The 20,798-nt window shown below is 46.2% G+C and carries 18 protein-coding genes; 14 read left to right on the plus strand and 4 right to left on the minus strand.

What is annotated here, in order from left to right; translation table 11 throughout:
- Window positions 1-82: 82 nt before the first annotated feature.
- Window positions 83-1,324, plus strand: coding sequence for an MFS transporter (locus SWH54_15390; GenBank protein ID MDY6792644.1), 1,242 nt, complete (start codon window positions 83-85; stop codon window positions 1,322-1,324).
- 318 nt (window positions 1,325-1,642) lie between these two features.
- A complete protein-coding gene (locus SWH54_15395) occupies window positions 1,643-3,412 on the plus strand; it encodes a cobalamin-dependent protein (GenBank protein MDY6792645.1) in 1,770 nt (589 codons plus the stop codon).
- 35 nt (window positions 3,413-3,447) lie between these two features.
- On the opposite strand, the gene SWH54_15400 is transcribed toward SWH54_15395, so the two are convergent.
- The 3 genes from SWH54_15400 to SWH54_15410 all read right to left on the minus strand — a co-directional run bounded on the left by SWH54_15400 (window position 3,448) and on the right by SWH54_15410 (window position 5,534).
- Complete coding sequence (locus SWH54_15400) at window positions 3,448-4,038, minus strand: YkgJ family cysteine cluster protein (GenBank protein ID MDY6792646.1); 591 nt, start codon at window positions 4,036-4,038, stop codon at window positions 3,448-3,450.
- 85 nt (window positions 4,039-4,123) lie between these two features.
- Window positions 4,124-5,164, minus strand: a complete 1,041-nt coding sequence (locus SWH54_15405) for a hypothetical protein (protein MDY6792647.1) — start codon at window positions 5,162-5,164, stop codon at window positions 4,124-4,126.
- Between the two features lie 13 nt (window positions 5,165-5,177).
- Window positions 5,178-5,534, minus strand: coding sequence for a helix-turn-helix transcriptional regulator (locus tag SWH54_15410; protein ID MDY6792648.1), 357 nt, complete (start codon window positions 5,532-5,534; stop codon window positions 5,178-5,180).
- A 358-nt stretch (window positions 5,535-5,892) separates the two neighbouring features.
- Between SWH54_15410 and SWH54_15415 the strand changes: the two genes are divergently transcribed.
- The 3 genes from SWH54_15415 (at window position 5,893) to SWH54_15425 (ending at window position 7,545) form a co-directional block, all read left to right on the plus strand.
- Window positions 5,893-6,066 carry a hypothetical protein gene (locus tag SWH54_15415; protein ID MDY6792649.1) on the plus strand — a complete coding sequence of 58 codons (174 nt, stop codon included), beginning with the start codon at window positions 5,893-5,895 and terminating at the stop codon, window positions 6,064-6,066.
- Window positions 6,063-7,037, plus strand: a complete 975-nt coding sequence (locus tag SWH54_15420) for a THUMP domain-containing protein (GenBank protein ID MDY6792650.1) — start codon at window positions 6,063-6,065, stop codon at window positions 7,035-7,037. Before SWH54_15415 ends, SWH54_15420 begins: the two co-directional genes overlap by 4 nt.
- A 181-nt stretch (window positions 7,038-7,218) precedes the next feature.
- Entirely contained in the window at window positions 7,219-7,545 is a 327-nt protein-coding gene (locus tag SWH54_15425) for a hypothetical protein (protein MDY6792651.1), read from the plus strand.
- A 61-nt stretch (window positions 7,546-7,606) separates the two neighbouring features.
- On the opposite strand, the gene SWH54_15430 is transcribed toward SWH54_15425, so the two are convergent.
- The gene (locus tag SWH54_15430) at window positions 7,607-7,999 is read right to left on the minus strand and encodes a hypothetical protein (protein ID MDY6792652.1); all 393 of its coding nucleotides are present in this window, start codon (window positions 7,997-7,999) and stop codon (window positions 7,607-7,609) included.
- Between the two features lie 483 nt (window positions 8,000-8,482).
- On the opposite strand from SWH54_15430, the gene SWH54_15435 reads away from it, so the two are divergent.
- From SWH54_15435 to SWH54_15475, 9 genes are all read left to right on the plus strand, one after another.
- Window positions 8,483-12,016, plus strand: a complete 3,534-nt coding sequence (locus SWH54_15435) for a DNA polymerase III subunit alpha (protein ID MDY6792653.1) — start codon at window positions 8,483-8,485, stop codon at window positions 12,014-12,016.
- On the plus strand, window positions 11,994-13,076 hold the full coding sequence (locus tag SWH54_15440) for a mannose-1-phosphate guanylyltransferase (GenBank protein ID MDY6792654.1): 1,083 nt from the start codon (window positions 11,994-11,996) through the stop codon (window positions 13,074-13,076). The genes SWH54_15435 and SWH54_15440 overlap by 23 nt, the downstream gene beginning before the upstream one ends.
- A 182-nt stretch (window positions 13,077-13,258) precedes the next feature.
- Window positions 13,259-14,386, plus strand: coding sequence for a DegT/DnrJ/EryC1/StrS family aminotransferase (locus SWH54_15445; GenBank protein MDY6792655.1), 1,128 nt, complete (start codon window positions 13,259-13,261; stop codon window positions 14,384-14,386).
- A gap of 695 nt (window positions 14,387-15,081) precedes the next feature.
- Window positions 15,082-15,738, plus strand: coding sequence for a prepilin-type N-terminal cleavage/methylation domain-containing protein (locus SWH54_15450; GenBank protein MDY6792656.1), 657 nt, complete (start codon window positions 15,082-15,084; stop codon window positions 15,736-15,738).
- 322 nt (window positions 15,739-16,060) lie between these two features.
- Window positions 16,061-16,411, plus strand: a complete 351-nt coding sequence (locus SWH54_15455) for a hypothetical protein (GenBank protein ID MDY6792657.1) — start codon at window positions 16,061-16,063, stop codon at window positions 16,409-16,411.
- Complete coding sequence (locus tag SWH54_15460; protein MDY6792658.1) at window positions 16,411-17,703, plus strand: hypothetical protein; 1,293 nt, start codon at window positions 16,411-16,413, stop codon at window positions 17,701-17,703. Before SWH54_15455 ends, SWH54_15460 begins: the two co-directional genes overlap by 1 nt.
- Window positions 17,700-18,257: a hypothetical protein gene (locus SWH54_15465; protein ID MDY6792659.1), complete on the plus strand. Its 558-nt coding sequence runs from the start codon at window positions 17,700-17,702 to the stop codon at window positions 18,255-18,257. The genes SWH54_15460 and SWH54_15465 overlap by 4 nt, the downstream gene beginning before the upstream one ends.
- Window positions 18,254-19,783 carry a pilus (MSHA type) biogenesis protein MshL gene (gene mshL, locus SWH54_15470; GenBank protein MDY6792660.1) on the plus strand — a complete coding sequence of 510 codons (1,530 nt, stop codon included), beginning with the start codon at window positions 18,254-18,256 and terminating at the stop codon, window positions 19,781-19,783. Before SWH54_15465 ends, mshL begins: the two co-directional genes overlap by 4 nt.
- A complete protein-coding gene (locus SWH54_15475; protein ID MDY6792661.1) occupies window positions 19,780-20,736 on the plus strand; it encodes a tetratricopeptide repeat protein in 957 nt (318 codons plus the stop codon). The genes mshL and SWH54_15475 overlap by 4 nt, the downstream gene beginning before the upstream one ends.
- Window positions 20,737-20,798: the final 62 nt, after the last annotated feature.

The following is a 20,798-nucleotide window of genomic DNA, read 5'->3' on the forward strand; positions in this document are numbered from 1 at the left end:
TTGATAGTCAATCTGGTAAATTTATGTATCAGAGTCGTGTTTGAAAGCTTGGGGAGGAGAACCAATTAGAACACCAGTGGATATGGAACAAAAACAATCGATCAGAAGATGGGTGATCTTCACCATTGCATCCTTGCTGTTTGTGCTGTCACAGTTTTATCGGGCCTCCATTGCCGTCATCGCCCCTCAGCTGATTGCAGACACCGGGTTGAACACCAGAGAGTTAAGTCTGATATCGGCGGCGTTTTTCTATGCCTTTGCCCTGGCTCAGATCCCCATCGGTATTTATCTGGATCGGTTTGGGGCACGGTGTACCATGACTTTTCTGTCCTTGGTGGCTGCTGTGGGAGCCCTGGTGTTTGCCCGGGCGGATTCGTTTGACGGATTGATGGCCGGGCGCCTGTTACTGGGTATCGGTATGGCCTGCAATTTGATGGGGACGTTAAAGCTGCTCACCATGTGGTTCAGCCCGGTTCGATTTGCCACCCTCGCCGCGCTGGTGGTCTCCATTGGAACGGCCGGCAATATCATGGCGACCACCCCACTGGTACTGCTGGTGCAGACCTTTGGATGGCGAATCACCTTTACGCTGTTTTCCGGGTCCAACCTGCTGCTGGTAATTATTTTCTATGTCGTGGTGACCGACGGCCCCCATTCGAGCATTCCATCCAAACAAGAGGATTTGCGGCCGTCTTTGGGTGATACCCTGTCAGGGATTGGAAATTTATTTCATACCAGGGACTATTGGATCATCTCCCTGGGTACCTTTTGCCGTTACGGTATCTTTGCCGCCTTTCAGGCACTGTGGGCCGGGCCGTTTCTGATGAATGTGATGGGATTGTCCGCCATCACCACCGGGAATATGATTTTTCTCATGAATATCGGCCTGATCTTCGGCGGACCCGTGTGCGGTATTCTATCCGACCGGATCCTGAAAACACGCAAAGGGGTGGTGATAGGCGGTCTGGCAGGGCTATCCGGCATACTGCTGGTGATGGCGTTTTTACCCGCATCCGTCAATCAGGGGGTACTGTATGCGCTTTTTTTCCTGTGCGGCATATTCAGCAGTTCCGGCATGGTGATGTACTCCCATATTAAAGAACGGGTACCGCTGAATAAAGCGGGTGCGGCCATGACGGGAATTAACTTTTTCACTATGGCGGGTGCCGCGGTATTCCTCCAGGGTCTCGGCGCCATGATGCAACACTTTTTCCCGGTGGCCACCCTGGGCGCTGCGGCATTTCAAACCGTGTTCATCGTCTGTTCCGTATGCCTGGCCGCCACGGCCCTGATATATGTTCAATCCCGAGAAACCCTGAGATAATATTTCAAACTGTACCCGGCAAAATATATCAGACGGCAGACCCAGGGGGCGGTCCGGGTAAAATTACAACCGATCGTCTATACTGTTTCTTAAAATATACTCTCCAATTCTCGTTAGACTGCAAATTCCATCCGTTGAACGACAACCTCTTCATCTCTATGTAAAACTTTTGTAAAACATTATAATTATTATGGATATAAATATTCGCTGTGCTATAGTTTAACCCAAGCATTCAAGATTGCCTCCTGGTTCGAGCAATGGATGAATGCTTTCGGACGCAAAATCGATAAAGAATTTTAAAATATCAAGGAGCCAGTTATGATGATGAACACCCCCCCGATTCACCCCCTTGGAACCCAGGCCAGGATTCTACTGTCCAGTGTTTTCGGTCCCTATGCTCAGGATGACCAATATGGAAGCAGAAAGATTAATCCCATGGAACTTTATCACAACCAGGTCACCCGCGTGCAGGGGGTGTATTCACTGCGAATGTTTCACCGCAGCTTCTCGCTTTTAATGATTCAGGCCAATATTGATGCGCCGTGTACGGTACTCGATTTTCCATCCCTTGACCGCTTTATCCGGGAAGTGAAGACCCATTCATACGATATCATCGGTGTCAGCTCCATCGGTCCGAATATTGGAAAAGTGAAAGCCATGTGTCGGTTGATTCGCGAGTATCAGCCGAATGCAACCGTGCTGGTGGGCGGCCATATTGCCTCCATGGAGAATCTTGATAAAATGGTCGAGGTGGACCGGGTCGTCAGGGGCGACGGCATTCGCTGGCTGCGGAAATTCATCGGTCAGGACCCCGAAGCACCGGTGAAGCATCCCATGGCCTACTCGGCCTTCGGGGCGCGAATCTTGGGAGTGACGCTTAGAGACAGGCCCGGAGATGTGGCGGCCATCCTCATTCCTTCAGTGGGGTGCCCCATCGGCTGTAATTTCTGTTCCACTTCCGCCCTGTTCGGTGGCAAAGGCCGGTTTATTAATTTTTATAAAACCGGAGACGAACTGTTTGATATCATGTGCGACATGGAGCGCAAACTCAAAGTGCGTTCCTTTTTCATACTGGATGAAAACTTTTTGCTTCACCGCAGGCGCGCGCTTCGCCTGCTTGAACTGATGCAGGACCATCAAAAGGGATGGGCCCTCAATGTGTTCAGCTCGGCCAGGGTGATCAAATCTTATACCATGGAGCAGCTGGTGGGACTGGGTATCATCTGGGTGTGGATGGGGCTGGAAGGAAAGGACAATCATTATCGAAAATTAAACGACATCGACACACGTAAACTGGTCAGAAAGCTACAAAACCACGGAATCCGCGTGTTGGGATCCACCATTATCGGACTGGAAAACCACACCCCGGAAAACATGCCGGCCATGATCGACCATGCCATCAGCCACAAAACCGATTTTCATCAGTTTATGCTGTATACACCCAATCCGGGAACGCCGTTATATGAAACCCATAAACAGGCAGGCACGCTGTTTGACGAATCTGACTTTTCCCTGGCGGACGCACACGGGCAGTATCGTTTTAACTACAGACATTCCCACATTGCCAACGGGATGGAAGGACGGTTTTTAATCGACGCCTTTACCCGCGACTTTGAGTCCAACGGTCCCAGTCTGGGCCGGCTGATACGGACCATGCTCAAAGGCTGGCAGCGTTACCAAAACCACCCGGATAAACGGATTCGGGAACGATATCGATGGGATAGCGCCCCCATTCGAACCACTTACGCGGGTGCGGTCTGGGCGATGAAAAAACGGCTGGGGAGAAACAGGGCGGTGCACCACCAGCTGAAAATACTTCTCAAAGATCTTTACCGGGAATTTGGCTGGAAAACGCGGGTCATGGCACCCCTCATCGGCATATTCTGCCTGGCAGCCATGATCAATGAAGAAAGACGGCTGACAAAGGGACGGGCTCATGAGCCTGACACCTTTTATGAGAAAAACGATGCCGCATTGGTTCTGGAACAGGCGGAAGTGGTAGAAAAGAAAAAAGCCGTCAGAATGAACTTTCCGTTGCCCAATCCCGCTCCCGGAAGCTATGCGTCTTCCAAATCGGCCTCTGGGTAGTAGAATGCTCTTTTTACCAAACCATTCATGTTTGATTAATGCGGATGAGGAATCTGTGCATTTAAGTTTATAACGATACCATGGGTTTTGCCAAAGGCCATCACCTCTTCGGGTTTGTGCTCACCGGCCTGGTAGGTGGATAAAAATTTCGCTGCTGCCAGCATATGCATGATATAAGAGATATGACCGGAATAACCGGTGTCGTCCAATATCTGAAGCTCCCGGATGGCCTTTTCCGCCATGTTCATGACCTGGCGGCTTAACATGGGTGGATGGTCCGGGCTGCATTCGCGAACAGAATAGATCCTGCGGCAGGAAAAGGGACGGATTTGATAGATCATGCAGGCCTGGTTTTTCATCAAAAAGGGGCAGGCCGAGCGCTGCCCCTTTTCCCTCCTGGTTAAGTCGGCCGCAAGGGCCTTATTTACTTTGAGTTGCCGGGCCCGGGGCAGGCTACGGATTTTTTTCAGGATCACCAGCCCTTCCAGGGTAGTGATATCGATGCGTCCTGCATCGGTGCAGCAATACGCACAGCCTTTGCGGCAGGCCGCCTTTTGTTTATAATCAGCCGCCTGTGTTTCGAAGGCCTGATAGATCGATTGGAGTTGATCGATTTTTTTATCCATACCGGTTCACTGTGTTCCTTGTTTTGCAGACGGCCGCTTTTGTGTTGTCCTGCTAATGCCGGGTGCGGAGGGTGAAATACCTTGGTTAAAAACGGCCTTCCCGCACCTGATCTTTCTTAAGGCCTCCACGAAGTTTCACAATATGTTCGGGTGTCACGCTTTCGTTTTCCGGAAGAGGAACATCCCCTTTTTTCTTGCCCATTTCCGCCACGCTGGTCAACCCGTTGAGCTTTTCAGCTCCGGGAATGGCGGTGGAGTTGTCGCTGTAATAATCAAACCAGGGTAGGCCAAATTTTGTATATTCTTTTGATGTAAATGGTACGGTTGGAGGTGTCTCACCGGTAATTGTTCGCCAGATTAAAGAATTGGCAATATGGACAAAACACCGGCTTTTGTGGTCCATATCCCAGTCATTAAGATCAAAAGGATCATCGTATATTTCCTGCCGCATGCGGCCGCCGGGAGCAAGGCCCATTTCACCTGATGCCATGGGTGCAACTGCCCTGCAGACCGCAGTGGTATCAAATAGCGTTTCTTCCATCTCATCGAATTTCCGTTGGGGAAAACGCCTTTCAAACACCTTCCGTTTCATGGGATAAATCACAAGCTGGATCCCTCCATGCTCTGCCTCGCCGGTGATTTGTTCCTCCGCACTGTAGCCTGAGCCCAGTGGCATGGCAATAAACTGGCGGATAAATCCTTTTTCCACACAGTACCCGTCCAACCAGGGTTGTTCAGAGGACACCATATAGTCCTGGGGTTTTTGCTGCAGCCATTCGGACCAGTTTTCACCGGTCACCGCATTGATCTTTCCGGTGGCCACTTTAATGGCAAAGGGGTAAGAGGTGTCATGTTCTGAAAGATAATCGGAATTAAAGCTCAGCCACAACGCCTCCGACTGGTACATGGGCAGCATCACTCCCCCATGCTCGACCCATAAGGGGGGAACGGTGGGGCCGAAATCATCCACATGTTTCAGGGGAAATCTACCCAAACCCGGGGGAAGGGGATAATCGTTGCCGTCATCCGGGATCCTAAGAGTCCGTTGAAAATCGATGGCAAACTGCGCATTTGGATGGACCTCGGGAAAGGAAAAATTTAAGGTATCATTGATTAATTCAATCATAATAAACCTCCTGTTACCACTTACCGTCTCGCACTTCACGAACGATACGCACCACCGCCTGATCCGGCATGTCTTTTAGGTCGCGTATCAATTGTGCAAACAGTTTGGGGCGTTTTCTGATAATTTCCTGGATGTCCTGTGAAATCTTACCACTCAGAGCCAGCAGAATATCATGGTCTTCATTAAGGTCATTCGCCAGGGCGATAATTTTTTCTTCCGACAGGTATTTTTGTTCTCCACGCTCCAGCTTGCTTAGATAGGATGGCTCAATTCCCACCCGTATGGCCACCTGTCTGAGCGAGTAGCGGGAGTCCCTTACTTTAAGGGCCTCTCTTTTTTCTCTGATGTAGCTGCCGAATATATTTTTCATATGTGTAGTATATAGTACACATTACACAGTTGTCAAGTTGTTTTTTGAGATTTTTCCCCAATGAATTGAAAAAAGGGTTTAAAAAGTTGTTGGGTGTCATACATGGCGAATGCATGGGTTGATTTTACTGGTGAGGGTGGGTCGGAACGAACCAAGATAAATTTGCTGTAGTGGGCGTCGGCAAAAGATATGCTTTTGTCGGGTTTCATTTTATGGTAGGCTCTAATCTTTCAGCAGGTACCGTGGCGATTTTTTAAACTCATATTATCGGTATAAGCATATCTGCCATGGCGTCGGTTTGGTAAACAAAAAATTATCGTAGGAAAAAATCTCAAAGAGTGAAGGAAATACACCGCAGGTGGCAGCATATCAGTATCAGCGGGATTCGGTTTATTTTGTTAAAATAGCTCAAGGCCTGACAGAAGCAGGGGCGGAAGAGCTGACTGAACTGGCGCCAAAGACGTTGCCCCGGAGTTTGGCGGAATTTATTTTAGCGCGGACACATCAACCCTGTATCGAATTAATTATTTGACCCGGCTGGCTTCACGTTGCCTGGCGCCGCTGCTATCATTTCATTGTCATGATACCGATACGCTATACCAGAGGGCAAAACAGATACAATGGGAAGATTTTTTTGTCGATCGCAGCACCTTTGCCGTCTGGGGAACTGTTTCCGACAGTGCGATTTCTCATTCAAAGTATGCCTCACTTCGCCTTAAAGATGCGGTGGCCGATTATTTCAAGGAAAAATCGGGAAAACGCCCTGATGTGTCTATCAGGAATCCTGATATCCTGGTTGATCTTCATATCAGGCATGACAGAGCTACCATAAGCCTCGACACGTCGGGAGGCGCACTTCACCGGAGAGGGTACCGCGAGGAAACCGTACCGGCCCCCATGCAGGAAACCGTGGCGGCCGCGATTATTAGATTTACCAAATGGACCGGATCCTGCCCTTTGTATGATCCCGTGTGCGGTCCGGGAACACTTTTGTGCGAAGCGCTCATGCGGTACTGTCGTATTCCTTCGGGCATTTTCAGAAATAAATTCGGTTTTGAATGTCTGCCTGACTTTGACCGTTCTATCTGGAAGCAGGTTAAGCAAGAGGCCGATGCTGGCATCCGGGAATTGCCGCAGGGACTGATCTCAGGCAGTGATCTGTCCGAAGAAGCGGTGACTGCGGCGAGGATAAACATCATGGGGCTTCATTACGGAAAGAATGTAAGGATTGAAATCACGGACTTCAGAAAGTTGCCTGCTATAGAGGGGCAGGTGATGGTGGCAAACCCTCCTTATGGTATTCGTCTGGGGGAAGAAGAGAACCTTGATGCATTTTACCGGGATCTCGGTGATTTTCTGAAGCAGAAATGCAAAGGTTCAACCGCTTATATTTACTTCGGAGAGCGCGATTATATAAAAAAAATCGGTCTGAAAGCCTCCTGGAAAAAGCCGATCAAGGCAGGCGGGCTTGACGGGAGGCTGGTTAAGTACGACATGTACTGACAAACGCAGCAAGCGAAAACCAGGCCGACTGATTTTTCAGCAACAAACAGTTTACTTGGCTTGACTGATAGGCTTAGGGTGAAATTGGCTGGGGGAACCGCGATCACTTTGTATATACAACCATTCCGACCCATTTAAAAATCTGTCTATTAAATTTGGCCGTCATTAAAAGGAGGAAAAAATGCAGAAAAAATGGACCTATAAAAATTATGAGATTCAGGAGGGATTAAAACCGGGAAGCACCACGTTTCGCTATTTTTTTGTGGTTTCCCAACAGGGGATGAAAAAAGGCCGATTTTGTGTCTGGATCAAGGATGAGGCCTTATCCGGTTTTGATTCGTCGAAAAATTTTGCGACCATTATCTCGTCCCAAAGAGAAATTTGGGGCAAATGGATTAAGGAAAAAATTGATGCGCAGGATTGGCAAAATCGTGCTTTAAAAATTGATCACACCGGAGAAACCGAGATTAACCTGTCGGAGATGAAGGAACATGTGACCATGGATTAGCGGTGGTTTCAAAACCTTTTCTTTGTCCCAAGGTTTTTTTAGCGATCCTTTTAAAGACTTTCTACTTAGAATATCTAATGGTTAAGGAAGTGACCACGCCCCAAACCCAGTTAAATACAAAGACCAGGGCTGGGGTGAGAAAACCAAGTTCTATGCCTGCAACACCTTTTTTCGCTTGATAGGGGAAAACAATAAATAGTTGAACGATGGTGGGAAACAGACTCAATAGTGTGCCTTTGAGAAATGGTTTGGAATTGACCAGGGGCAGGAAAAATATTAAGCCCCAAATACCACCCCAGACAATGCGTGGATATAACCAACTTGCGGTTAAGGCAGGTGTAATCGACACACCCAAAGATTTTGTTATGCCTAAATCACCGGACAACCAAACCACCACGCTATTCGCCAGGGCACCTAAGCACCCGGCCGCAAAAAAAATTAACACTTTCTTCATCGTTTTTTCCTTTTACCAAACCATCTGTTTTGAATAAGGGTATTTTAATTGACTTACCACAAAGGTAATAAGAGCGCCAGTGACAAATTTAGCGGCGTCGCAAAAAGTGTCTTCCTTCAGCTCAGCGGGTCATTGTGGCGCATGTTGTGATCGTTTACAGTATCATAACTACCTCTTTTGATTATAAAAAATTTACGCCCTGATTGTATCGCTGTTTTTGAGCAGGGGGATTTGAACTTTTAACGAATCCATCAATTTTTGACTTTAAAATTATTAAATGGAAATGTATATAAAAATTGTGTATAAGGAAAAGTGCGAGGATTGAAATTTTTTACCTTCCTTACGTAAACCCGAACCTTGGTTAAATATTAACAAGATTTACCCCTGAACCATATGCCGGAGCTGCAAGGCATGTAAAAATTGTCATTTTTCTAAAATCTCTGTGATTTTCCGTGTATTTCCGTGGTGAGACCATAAAAACAAATGACAGCTGAAACACCCGATTTCGTGCATCTGCACGTTCACACCCAGTACAGTCTTCTGGACGGGGCCATCAGGATAGACGATCTGTTGGACCGTGCAAACCAGTTCGCCATGCACTCGGTGGCCATTACCGATCATGGTACCATGTTCGGGGCGGTCGATTTTTATGAAAAGGCAAATCAAGCGGGAATCAAACCGATTATCGGATGCGAATGCTATCTGGCTCCCAGAAGTCTGAAGGATAAAACGCCCCAAGACAACAAAGGACTTTCCCATCTGATTCTTTTGGCTGAAAACCAGGAAGGGTATAAAAATCTGTGCAGGCTGGTGACTGTGGCCCAGCTTGAAGGATTCTACTATAAACCCCGCATCGATCGGGAGATTTTAGCAGAATTAAGCACAGGGCTGATCGGGCTTTCAGCCTGCCTTCACGGAGAAATACCCACGCTGATTAGAAGAGACAGGATCGATGACGCGGATGATGCAGTCCGCAGGTATCTGGATATCTTTGGCGAAGGCAATTTTTTTCTTGAAGTTCAAAACAACGGCATCGATGTTCAGGAAAAGGTGAACCTGGGCTTGTTGGAAATGAGCCAAAGGCTGTCTATCGGACTGGTGGCCAGCAACGACTGCCATTATCTAAATAAAGAGGACGTTCGTGCCCACGATGTGCTGTTGTGTATTCAGACCGGCAAGACCGTTCATGATTTCGACCGCTTAAAATTCAGAACCGATCAGCTTTATTTCAAATCCAAACCAGAGATGGTCCAATCTTTCGGGAAATATCCTGGTGCACTTGAGAACACCGTTGATATTGCCAACAGGTGCAATCTCCAATTCGATTTTTCCACCTATCATTTTCCCAAATTTGATTTAAAGGCAGATCAAACGGAAGATGAGGTGTTTGAAGAAAGAGTTCGCCAGGGATTCAGCAGGATCATTCGGCGCATAAGGGCAAAAAACATCAAAGCGGACGAAAAGGTTTATCAAGACCGTCTGGATTACGAAATTTCAGTGATAAAAGACATGGGATTTTCCGGGTATTTTCTGATTGTGGCCGATTTCATCCAGTATGCCAAAGACCACCATGTTCCGGTGGGACCCGGCCGGGGATCCGCCGCCGGAAGTCTGGTGGCGTTCTCGCTGGGAATTACCGATTTGGACCCTTTGGAGTATGGTTTGATCTTCGAGCGGTTTTTAAATCCGGCACGAAAAAGCATGCCTGATATTGATGTGGATTTTTGTATAAACGGCAGGGAAGAAATCTTTAAATACGTGGTGGGAAGATACGGCGGCGGTGATTATGTGGCACAGATTATTACTTACGGTAAGCTCAAACCCCGGGCGGTGATTCGTGATGTGGGGCGTGCCCTTGATATCCCGCTTAGGGAAGTAGATTCCATTGCGAAAATGGTTCCGGATGTGCTGAACATCAGCCTGGATGACGCCTTGAAACAGGAGCCGAAACTTGCCAGAATGGCCAAGGAAAAACCCGAGGTGGGAGATCTTATCAGTATCTGCCGCGTTTTGGAAGGACTGCCGCGACATGCCTCCACCCATGCAGCAGGTGTGGTGATTGCAGACAAGCCCCTGGTTGAATACCTGCCGCTTTACAAAGGGAAAAAGGGTGAGGTGGTCACCCAGTTTGACATGAAAGTCGTTGAGAAAATCGGTTTGGTCAAGTTCGATTTCCTCGGCCTGCGCAACCTGACCGTGATTGCCGATACCCTGTCGCTGATTAAACGGCAGGGGAAAAAACCACCGGACATGGAGAACCTCGATTTAGCAGATGCCGATACATATCGCCTGTTGTCATCCGGAGACACCACCGGTGTTTTCCAGCTGGAAAGTTCAGGGATGAAAGATCTTCTGGTCAGGTTGAAACCGGAGTGCTTTGATGATGTCATCGCGCTGGTGGCACTGTATCGCCCCGGGCCCATGGAAAGTGGAATGATCGACGACTACGTGGACCGGAAACACGGCAGGAAAAAAGTGGAGTACATTGTTGACGAGCTGGAGCCGATTTTAAAAGAGACATACGGGGTCATTGTATATCAGGAGCAGGTGATGAAGATTGCCGGGGTGCTGGCCAATTATAAAATGGCCGAAGCCGATGATCTCAGGAAGGCCATGGGAAAGAAAATACAGTCCATTATGGCCAAACACAGGGTGCGCTTTATGGGCGGGGCACTGGAAAACAATATCCCATCGGCCAAGGCAAAAATGTTATTCGATCTGATCGAAAAGTTCGGCGGGTATGGATTTAACAAGTCCCACAGCGCGGCCTATGCATTGATCGCCTATCAGACCGCTTATCTGAAAGCTCACTTCCCGGTGGAGTTCATGGCGTCACTCCTTACCAGTGAAATGCATTCCACCGACGGGGTGGTCAAATATATTGCGGAATGCCGAGGTCACGATATCGAGATTCTTCCCCCTGATATTAGTGAGAGTGATAAAAAATTTGTGGTGACCGGCTCCAAGATAAGGTTTGGGCTGGTTGCGGTAAAAAACGTAGGGGAGAGCGCCATCGAAGCGATTATTGAAGCCAGAAACCAGCATAAGTTTTCTTCCCTGTTTGAGTTTTGTGAACAGGTCGATTTGAAAAGGGTAAATAAACGGGTGGTAGAAAGTCTGATAAAATGCGGCGCATTCGACTCTACCGGCGCAAAGCGCTCTCAAATGCTGGCTTCCCTGGAAGATGCCCTGGACTACGGGCAGAGGGTTCAAAAAGAAAGAAATGATCCCCAGATGAGTCTGTTTGATACGGGAGAAACCCAACAGTTAATCAATATGCCGGTTTTGCCGTCCATTGAAGAGTTTGATGAGCGGAAGCGGCTGGCTTTTGAAAAGGAATCACTGGGCTTTTATATCAGCGGTCACCCGTTAAACCGATACGAAGATCTTCTGGGAAAATTTACCAACATCAATGCAGTGTCAATAAATGAGATAAAAGATGGCGGGATGGCCAGAATAGGAGGGATCGTTGCCCATACCAAGGTGATCAAGACCAAAAAAGGGGACCTGATGGCTTTTGTGAGCCTGGAGGATATGCATGGCTCTGTTGAAGCCGTTGTTTTTTCTTCGGTCTATTCGCTCATCAGCGACCAGCTTTTCGAAGATAATCCGGTGATTATTGAGGGAAGAGTACAAAAGGATGAAAAGAGCGTAAAAATTATTGCTGAAACCATCATCCCGGTGGATCAGGCGGAGGAGACCTGGACAGCCAGCGTTCATTTATATGTGGAAATGGCCCGGGCAAACCGGAAGCTGCTCACAGATCTTAAGACTGTTCTGCAGAAGCATCCCGGGACATGCAAGGCATTTGTTCATATGCGCAGCGATGAAAAGGCAGAAACCATCATTGAGGTTGATGATAGGCTGAAAGTGAAAGCTGGGTTACCCTTAACCCGTGACGTGACGAGATTGCTGGGATATCATGCCATTGAAACCACCTGCAGAAAAGCGTCTGCGGCAATTAAATCCAACCATTTCAATGGAAACCGGAAAAATGGGAGATATAGACATGCATGAGGTGAAAAATGCGGTTTATCCGGTTCTGCTTGCCGGGGGGGTGGGGGCACGCCTGTGGCCGTTGTCACGAGAGCTTTCGCCCAAACAGCTGATTAAGCTTTTTGGGGATGAGTCTCTGTTGCAAAGCACCCTCAAACGGATCATTCCGGTTCTCAATGCGGAAAACGTAAGAATTGTGTGCGGGGACAAGCAGGTGGACGAGACGGCAAGGCAGATGGGAGAAACGGGCATTTCGTCTGCCGGTAAAATTATCTGTGAGCCTTGCGGCAGGAATACCGCTCCTGCCATATTGCTGGCGGTGTTAAACATACTCAAAGATGAAAGGGATGCGGTTTTATGTGTTTTTCCTGCAGATCATGTGGTTGGTGATCATGATGCTTTTCAACATAAACTTGAATCAGCCATACAGCTTGCCAATGAGGGCTTTGTGGTGACTTTCGGCATCAGGCCCCATTACCCGGAAACAGGTTATGGATATATTGAAGGGGAGAAAGCGCTGGCTTACGGGGCACGGACCATTAAGAGATTTGTGGAAAAACCGGATATAACAACGGCAAAAGAGTACTTAAAAGCTGGCAACTTTTACTGGAACAGCGGAATGTTTGCCTTCAGGGCATCTGTCATGCTGGATGAATTTAACGCCTTTGAGCCACAGCTTTTTACCAGAATGAGAAACTTGGTTGGGGGCAAACAGCCGGTGGCCAGGGTGGATTATGAAAAACTGCCCAATATATCCATTGACTATGCCATCATGGAAAGAACGGACAAAGGAGCTGTGTTGCCCTCGGATTTCGGGTGGAGTGATATCGGATCGTTCAAATCGCTGTATGATTTTTTACCAAAGGATGCTAAGGGTAATGTGAAGATGGGCGATGTGATTTCCCAAAAGGCCAAAAACTGTTTGATGATTGGCAGCAAGAGGCTGGTGGTGGCAAATCATGTTGAAGACATGGTGGTGGTGGAGACATCCGATGCGGTATTTGTTTCAGCAATGGAGAACACTCAGGATGTCAAAACCGTTGTGGCGGAGCTGAAGAAAAAAAAACGAAAAGAATATTGATGGCAAATTGAATTTGCCTTTTGCCACGGATTTTCACGGAAATTACACCGATACCAACAAACCAAAGTTCAGTGAAGCTTTGTGCAACTCCGTGGTAAAACTTTTTAATCAACGATACGAACCTGTAACCATGCATTTTTCTTTTTAGGAGGAAATGCAAAGAGAACGGAGCCAGATTTATGATGAAAGTACCTTTACTTGATTTAAAAGCACAGTATCAGTCGATCAGAGAGGAAATTTTACAAGTCACCCAAGAGGTTTACGAAAGCCAGTATTTTATCCTTGGGCCCAAGGTGGAAGCACTTGAAAAAGAGATTGCCCAATATTGCTCATCCACCTACGCCACCGGGGTTTCATCTGGAACAGATGCGCTGTTAATCTCGCTGGTGGCTGCGGATATCGGACCTGACGACGTTGTGATAACCACACCTTATACCTTTTTTGCCACCGCAGGCTCGATTTCCCGTACCGGCGCGGTGCCTGTTTTTGTGGATATAGACCCGGACACCTATAACATTTCAACCGGTGAAGTAGAAAACACCATTGATGCAATGACAAAGGATCAAAAATCAAGGCTCAGGGCCATCATGCCGGTTCAACTGTATGGCCAGTGTGCGGACATGGACCCGATTTTACAGATAGCCAAACAGTACGATTTGCTTGTAATAGAAGATGCGGCGCAGGCCATCGGCGCAGAGTACAAAGGGAAACGGGCGGGTTCCATGGGAGATTTCGGATGTTTTTCATTTTTTCCCTCCAAAAATCTGGGCGCTTTTGGCGACGGCGGAATGGTGACCACCAGTTCAGATCAATTATATGAAAAACTGAAAATCCTGCGGGTTCACGGATCTCATCCCAAGTATTACCATAAAATTGTCGGGGGAAATTTTCGACTGGACGCCCTTCAGGCAGCGGTTATTTCAGTCAAGCTGAAATACCTTGACGGCTGGACAGCCTCGCGGCAAAAGAATGCAGCCACATACAGACAGTTGTTTTCCACTGCAGGCCTGGACAGTATAAAGCTTCCGTTTGAAAGCCAGGGACGTCATATTTATAACCAGTTTGTCATCAGTGTGCCGGACAAAAGGGATGATCTGCGCCTGTTTCTTCAGGAAAACGGGATAGGAACGGAGGTTTATTATCCCGTTCCCATGCATCTCCAGGAATGCTTTTCCTACCTGAGTTACAGACAGGGCGATTTCCCGGTTTCCGAATACGCAGGCTCGCACACGCTGGCCCTTCCAATATACCCTGAGCTGACGGATGATCAACAGGCATATGTGGTGGAAAAGATCAAAGAATTCTTTTAGCCGTTCACCGCTTGAAATCAGATGTGAATCGAAACGGTTATATTTTTTTCTGTAAGGGGATATGTGGGTTATCTATTCCCCCTTTTCGCAATGTCCGCATATTTGGGATAGACCGTCCCTGTTATATTGTTTAGCAACAGATAGACTGTATCCCAAATATTCGGACACGCTGCAACTGATTCAATTCATATCTCCTGGAAGGAAATAATATAACTGTCTCGATTCACACCCTTAACACCAATCGGCGCTTTAACAATTCCGGCTCCACCGTTGATAAGGGGTGCGAAATTTGAGTTATGAAGTTTATGGTGCCTTTTTCTCCCCGTCAATATTTTGGCGGAAAATATTTATTTTATTGACTATATTCACAGTTAAACTGCAGAAAAATCATTTCCCCCACCTCCATCGAGTTCTATCTTATTGTTATTATATATATTTATAATAATTGGGCTGACTTGTTCAGATTGGCATGGCTATTGCTATACCTTAAAAGGTCAATGCTGCGTTTGTTATAGCGGAATGGATATACTGTCCGCCATAGAATGAAATGGGGCTGAAAAAATCAATATATTGTGTTTAAAAATATTTAGGATACATGATGTTGTATTTTTTTCTTTACAAAACAATCATTATCTGATAACTAGACAAAGTTAAAATAGTTAAAAATTATAATCATTTCAAAAGGAAATAAAATAATGATGAACAGCGGAAATAATTCAGATCAGTTTGTGTTAAAAAACGATAAGGGATTTACCCTGATAGAAATGGCTATTGTGCTGATTATTATAGGAATAATTATCGGAGCAATCGTTAAGGGAAAGGATATCATACGCAGCGGCGAACAGAAAAAAATCTATTCCGTGTTTTTAAATGCATGGAGAACGTCTTATCTAAATTTTTATGACCGTACCGGAAAAATACTCGGGGATACCAATAACGACCGCCAGCCCGATACAAACCCGGCCCATCGTGGCAACCCGCCGTCAGACAGGGGGCGCGATACGCTGGTATCAGGAGATACGGCGCATAATCCACCTCATTACTACGGACTTGCACAGATCGGCCTTGAAGCGCCCAAGACCAATACCGAAAAAGCATGGAAATACCGATATTCAGACAGCACGGGCAAGGGGCATGAACTGGCCATTGCCTTCGATTATGATCGAAAGGGCAAATACAACTATATGCTGATTTCCAATATACCGAATGAACTGTGTATTGCCATGGACACCATGATAGATGGTGAGATGGACGGGGCAAAGGGAGATTTTACCGGTGACGGAACCAGGGGCAAAGCCTGGGGCACCACACCGTCTGATGCGACTGCGGCCCGTTGGAAAATGGATTTTTAATGGCGTGGTAAAAAATCACCCATACTGCGTTGGTGCGGTCTTTCGGCTGCTCGACATCCCAACTGGGTGGTCTCGTTCCCAAAAAACCATATCGCTTTGTATATGAGATTTTTTGCTTGGCCATTCTGAGCTTTTTTAAAAACTTTTTACCAGCGTATCAATCTATATAGGAGTAAATGCCATAAAATTCTTCAGATCAAACACAACCACCGGAATCTTAGCTGTTTTATTTTTTATTGCCGTCATTTTTTCTTTTTTTGCATATAACCGATATACGGTCGGCCGGGAAAAAGTAGACACATTGACCGTCAGGCTAAGGTTAATGGAAGAAGAAAAAATTAAGCTTGAGCAAAAAAAGCGCATCCTTCACCGGGTAAAAAGATTTATTGATCAGGCAGACACACTGGGGCTTGAGAAAAGCAGGTGGGCGACCTATGAAGTCAATATTGCCCAGGGTATTGACTTTATTGATATGGAACAGATTGTGAACCAGTGTGTAAACACCCAATCATACTATTTCAGGCCTGTTTCACTCCACATTAAAACCAACCATGTATCGGATAATGACGAAATTTCCCGGAAAGCTGAAGTGAAACCGGATGAATCTTGGGAAGATCAACCGGGAGATGCCATTTTAACACTTAACGGCGCATTTGTGGTCAGGCATAAGTGATGATCAAAGCAAAAAAACAATATGCAATTGAGCTGGATGGATTGACCTACACTTTTTCCGGTGATCAGCTGTCCCAGGTGGTGGACCTGAAAGATATCAAAGGAGACACATGGCTAATCACCGATATGCAGGAAGCGATCTCTCGAACAATGACCGTTGATGCGGCGATAAGGTATGTAGATGTTATTGTTCGTAAAAAGCTTCAGGAGTTAGGGGAGTTTGATGATTCTGTTTCGGTTCTTTCCCACTGGAAGAAAAAAAAGGGGGCCAATACGACCGAGATATTTTTTACCGCCCTGCCTTCACGCCTGTTAAACCGCTATGTTGAACACAGTCGGGAACATGATGATAATATCATTATCTTTCCACTATACTCCGTTCTTTTTCACGTTTTAAAACAGATTAAATCACCGCAACCGGTAGTGGTGGTGTTTCAGCACAACCGCTTTGCGGACCTAATTATAGGTACAGGTACAAAAGTTTATTATGCCAACCGCTGTGTGGCCTTTGACACCTCACCAGAACAGATTTCCAATCTCTGGGAAACGGTTAAGACAGATATAGATACGGTTGAAAGAGATCACCGGATCAAGGCAGACAAGACTTTCCTGCTTACCTGGATCGACAGCGGTTCTCTACCTGAATGGTCTTCTGATACCCAAAGAGAAATTTATTCTTTTGAAAATGAGGCAATCACTTTCAATTCCGCAGTAAAAAATATTTCCTTTTTAACGGCTTTGAAATCTTTGTCCGGCCGGGAGAGTATTTCACCTCCCTGGGAAAAGGTGCTCTATTACACGAGAAGATTGTGCGGATATATCAATTTGCTCATTTTTATCGCAGCACTGGTGCTTGCCGGAGGGTATTTTTATTATAATCACCAGGCAGATGTTCAGGCGGATATGGCAAAGAGGGTGGCTGCAAAGATCGATGGGATTCATTTTGATATACCAACCGGGGTTGAAGAGGAAAAACTTAAAGCCACGCTTGAGTTTGTAAAACAGCTTGATTCCTATAAAAAATCCCCTTCCTATAAAAGAGTCATTAACGATATTTCCGCCTCTATTTCCAGGAACATGAAATTTAATGTGGTCAAGCTTGATTATTCGGGCAGCGAACTCCTGCTGGAGATTTTCGGACGGGTAGAAGCACCTTTCAATATGGCCCATAAGGGGTACCGTGACTTTCTAACGTCTTTAAAAAAGAGAGGATATTCGGTTACTGAAAGCAGGTTTGATACTCAGATCAACAGCTCCGAATTTATGATAAAATTAAAAAAGAGGATCCAATGAAAAGGAAATACCAGGGACTGGTTACCCTAGGCATTTTTTTGCTGGTAGTGGTGGCCACCGCTGTTTATGCTCTGAGCGACTTTTGGAAAAGAGCTGACAAGGTTTCCCTTCACCACATGAAGCCGATGCCGAACATTAACATTCCGCAACGCGCCACCTTAAGAGAAATCGATCGCCTGGGGAAAAATTTAAGAAGCATTGCTTATCCTGGCGGACCCCAGGCAGCACCTGTGGATCTCATCCTGTTCGGCTATCAATCCATTCAAGCAGCCGGACAAAGATCTGAGCCTGCATCATACGGAAGACAAATCACCCTGCCGGTGGAGATGAACTATTCTCTTACATTTGCCTTTTCTTCCAATACAGAACGATTTTGTTTGGTGAATAACATATTTTGCGGCGAAGGAGATCGCCTTAAAGATGGTGGGCGCATATTAAAAATAGAGCCCGGCCGGGTATTAATCGAAAAACGGGGATTTAAAAAATGGGTATTTCCTGATGAAGATAAAATAAGAACAAAAGCTGAGAAAAAGGTGTTAGTGGAGGACAAATGAAAAGCTGTAACAATATATTTTCTATAATGTCTATTTTTTTTCTTGCCGGTCTTTTTCTCGCCGGATGTTCCCTCGGGCCGTCCAGTGTCCTGGAACCCAAGGAGCCTCCCATCGTTCCGGTTCCGGAAAAAGTTCAGGAAGAATCAGCCAAACTGGATGAAATCCAAAGAAAGCTACATGACTCGATTGAAAAAACTGCTCCGAAACAAGTTGACATAAAACCGGTGATGCCGGCCTACGACCCTCTTGAAGATCGTATGGTTTCCTTTTCCATGATTAATGAGGATCTTCGCTTGATTCTCTATTCTTTGTCCAGGGCAGTGGGTATGAACCTGATTATTAATCCGGAAGTCACTGTGGAGGAGAAGCGACTGACGATCAATTTTGAAAAAGTTTCCGCTTCAACGGTCTTAAAAGAGATTTTAAATTCATTTGATCTTTACTACGAAGTTGACGGAAATGTGATACGGGTAAATCCGTATCAGGAGAAAATGTTCAAGTTGAATTTTCTCGATACCTATATGGATACCGATTTTATTGTTGGGGGCGATGTTTTAGGGGCCGGGGAACAGGACGGTGTGGAAGGGCTTAGCGGAACATTTAAGCTCACCGGTAAAGGAGCTGAGAAAGGAAAGGGGAACCCTTATGACGTGATAGAGGATATGGTCAGGCGCACGATTTCACAGGGTGGAAAATACTCCATCAACCGGATTTCAGGAAGCCTTTATGTGAAGGATACACCGGCCACCATTCACATGATATCAAGGGTGATCAACCATGCCAAAGAGATGCTTTCCAGGCAGATACTTATTGAGGCAAGAATTATAGAGGTCATTCTTTCAGACGAGTACAAATACGGCATTGACTGGAGTGTGGTCCGAGAGGAAGTAGATTCAAAGGAAAAACGGGTGACCGGCACCTCATGGGTTTCAGAAATTGGATTGGCGCTTCAGGGAATCTATCGGCATTTTAATATTGACGTGACCATAGATGCGCTAAACGGTTTCGGCGATATGAAGGTGGTTTCCAATCCGACCATCCGGGCCAAACATGGGCAACCTGCCATTATCAGCGTGGGGACATCCATAAGCTATACCAAAAGTACGGAAACCACCACCACCGGTACCGGTGACAACAGCGATACCACTACGGAAGTTGAGGTTTCCAAGGTCTTTGACGGGCTTATACTGGGAGTGATTCCTTTTATTGACGAAGAGGGAAAAATATCCCTCATGATAAATCCCATAAAAAGTGATGTGGATCGGGAAAGTCTTGAACTGATCAGCATCGGGAATCAGAAGATCACTTTGCCTGAAGTCAGGGTAAAGGAGATCAATACAACCATTTCACTCGACAGCGGCGACGTGGTGATTTTAGGGGGCCTGATTGATAAAAACCTTACCACGGACAATAAGGGCGTACCGATTCTTTCAGCCATTCCCGGCCTGGGATATCTTTTTAAAAATGAGTTCAAAAGCGAACAAAGCAGGGAATTGGTCATAATATTGAGCGTGTCACTCATATGAGCGTTATTTATAAAACATTAAAAAAGCTGAAAACCGAATCAGCAGAAGAATCAGAAAATAATGGGATAGCAGAAAAAAGGAAGAGAAGTTATTCTTTTAAAGGGGTATCTTTCAATCCGGTGATTGCCATTTCCCTTGTACTTTTGATTTTAATTGCAGCGGGTGGCGTTTTCTTTGCTACGCGCGGCCCAAAGAAAACCGGTAAGCATCCGTCCCAGGCGAAAGTTTTTAAAATTCAACAAAGCTCAGAATACCAACAAGATGATGTAAGCGCTGAAGGAGAGGGAAAAGAATCGGTTAATATTGGCTATATACCTGCCCAGACAGAAAGTAAGGATTCGGAGAATACCGCCGGAAAAGATACCCTCGCTCAGGACACATCGCTGCAAGGAGATATGAAGCTTCCACAAATTGCAGCGCGCAGAACGGTGGAGAATCAGCCGGAAAAAGGAAATAATTTTGCTCAACCACAGCCAGCCGTTTTTTCTTCTCCTCAAAAGGGAACGTTTTCTCCCCAAAGGGATGAAGAAAAAAAACACCAAGAAAAAATTCGCCGGCAAAGAATTCATCGAACCAATCTTGAAAGAAGCCTAAAAATAAGCAGGCTGGTTGACCGGATACATAAACACATCAAAGCCGGGAATATCTCTCTGACGGAAAAATATCTGACTGAGCTGGAAACACTGAAAGGCAAAGACAGCACTTATGTGCTAAAGATGAGGGCATTCTGGGCTCTTAACCGGCAGGATTATACATCGGCAACGGGTTTTCTTAAAACGGCCCTGGATAAAAACGAAAAAGATGTCGAAGCCGGGATTAATATGGCCATTGTAGAAATAAAGACCAAACAATTTCTGAAGGCGGAAAACCGGTTGAAAAAGCTCAGGAAAATCTATCCGGAAAACACGGCTATCTCCGAATTAGTTGAAACGCTAAAGCTAAGGTCTCGTTAAGTGGTATGTTGGCTTCAAATTGCGTTTTCCCGGCGGCAGCTTGACCAGCCGTGGGGGCAAAA

This window comes from Thermodesulfobacteriota bacterium, from assembly GCA_034189135.1.
Taxonomy (GTDB): Bacteria; Desulfobacterota; Desulfobacteria; order Desulfobacterales; family JAUWMJ01; genus JAUWMJ01.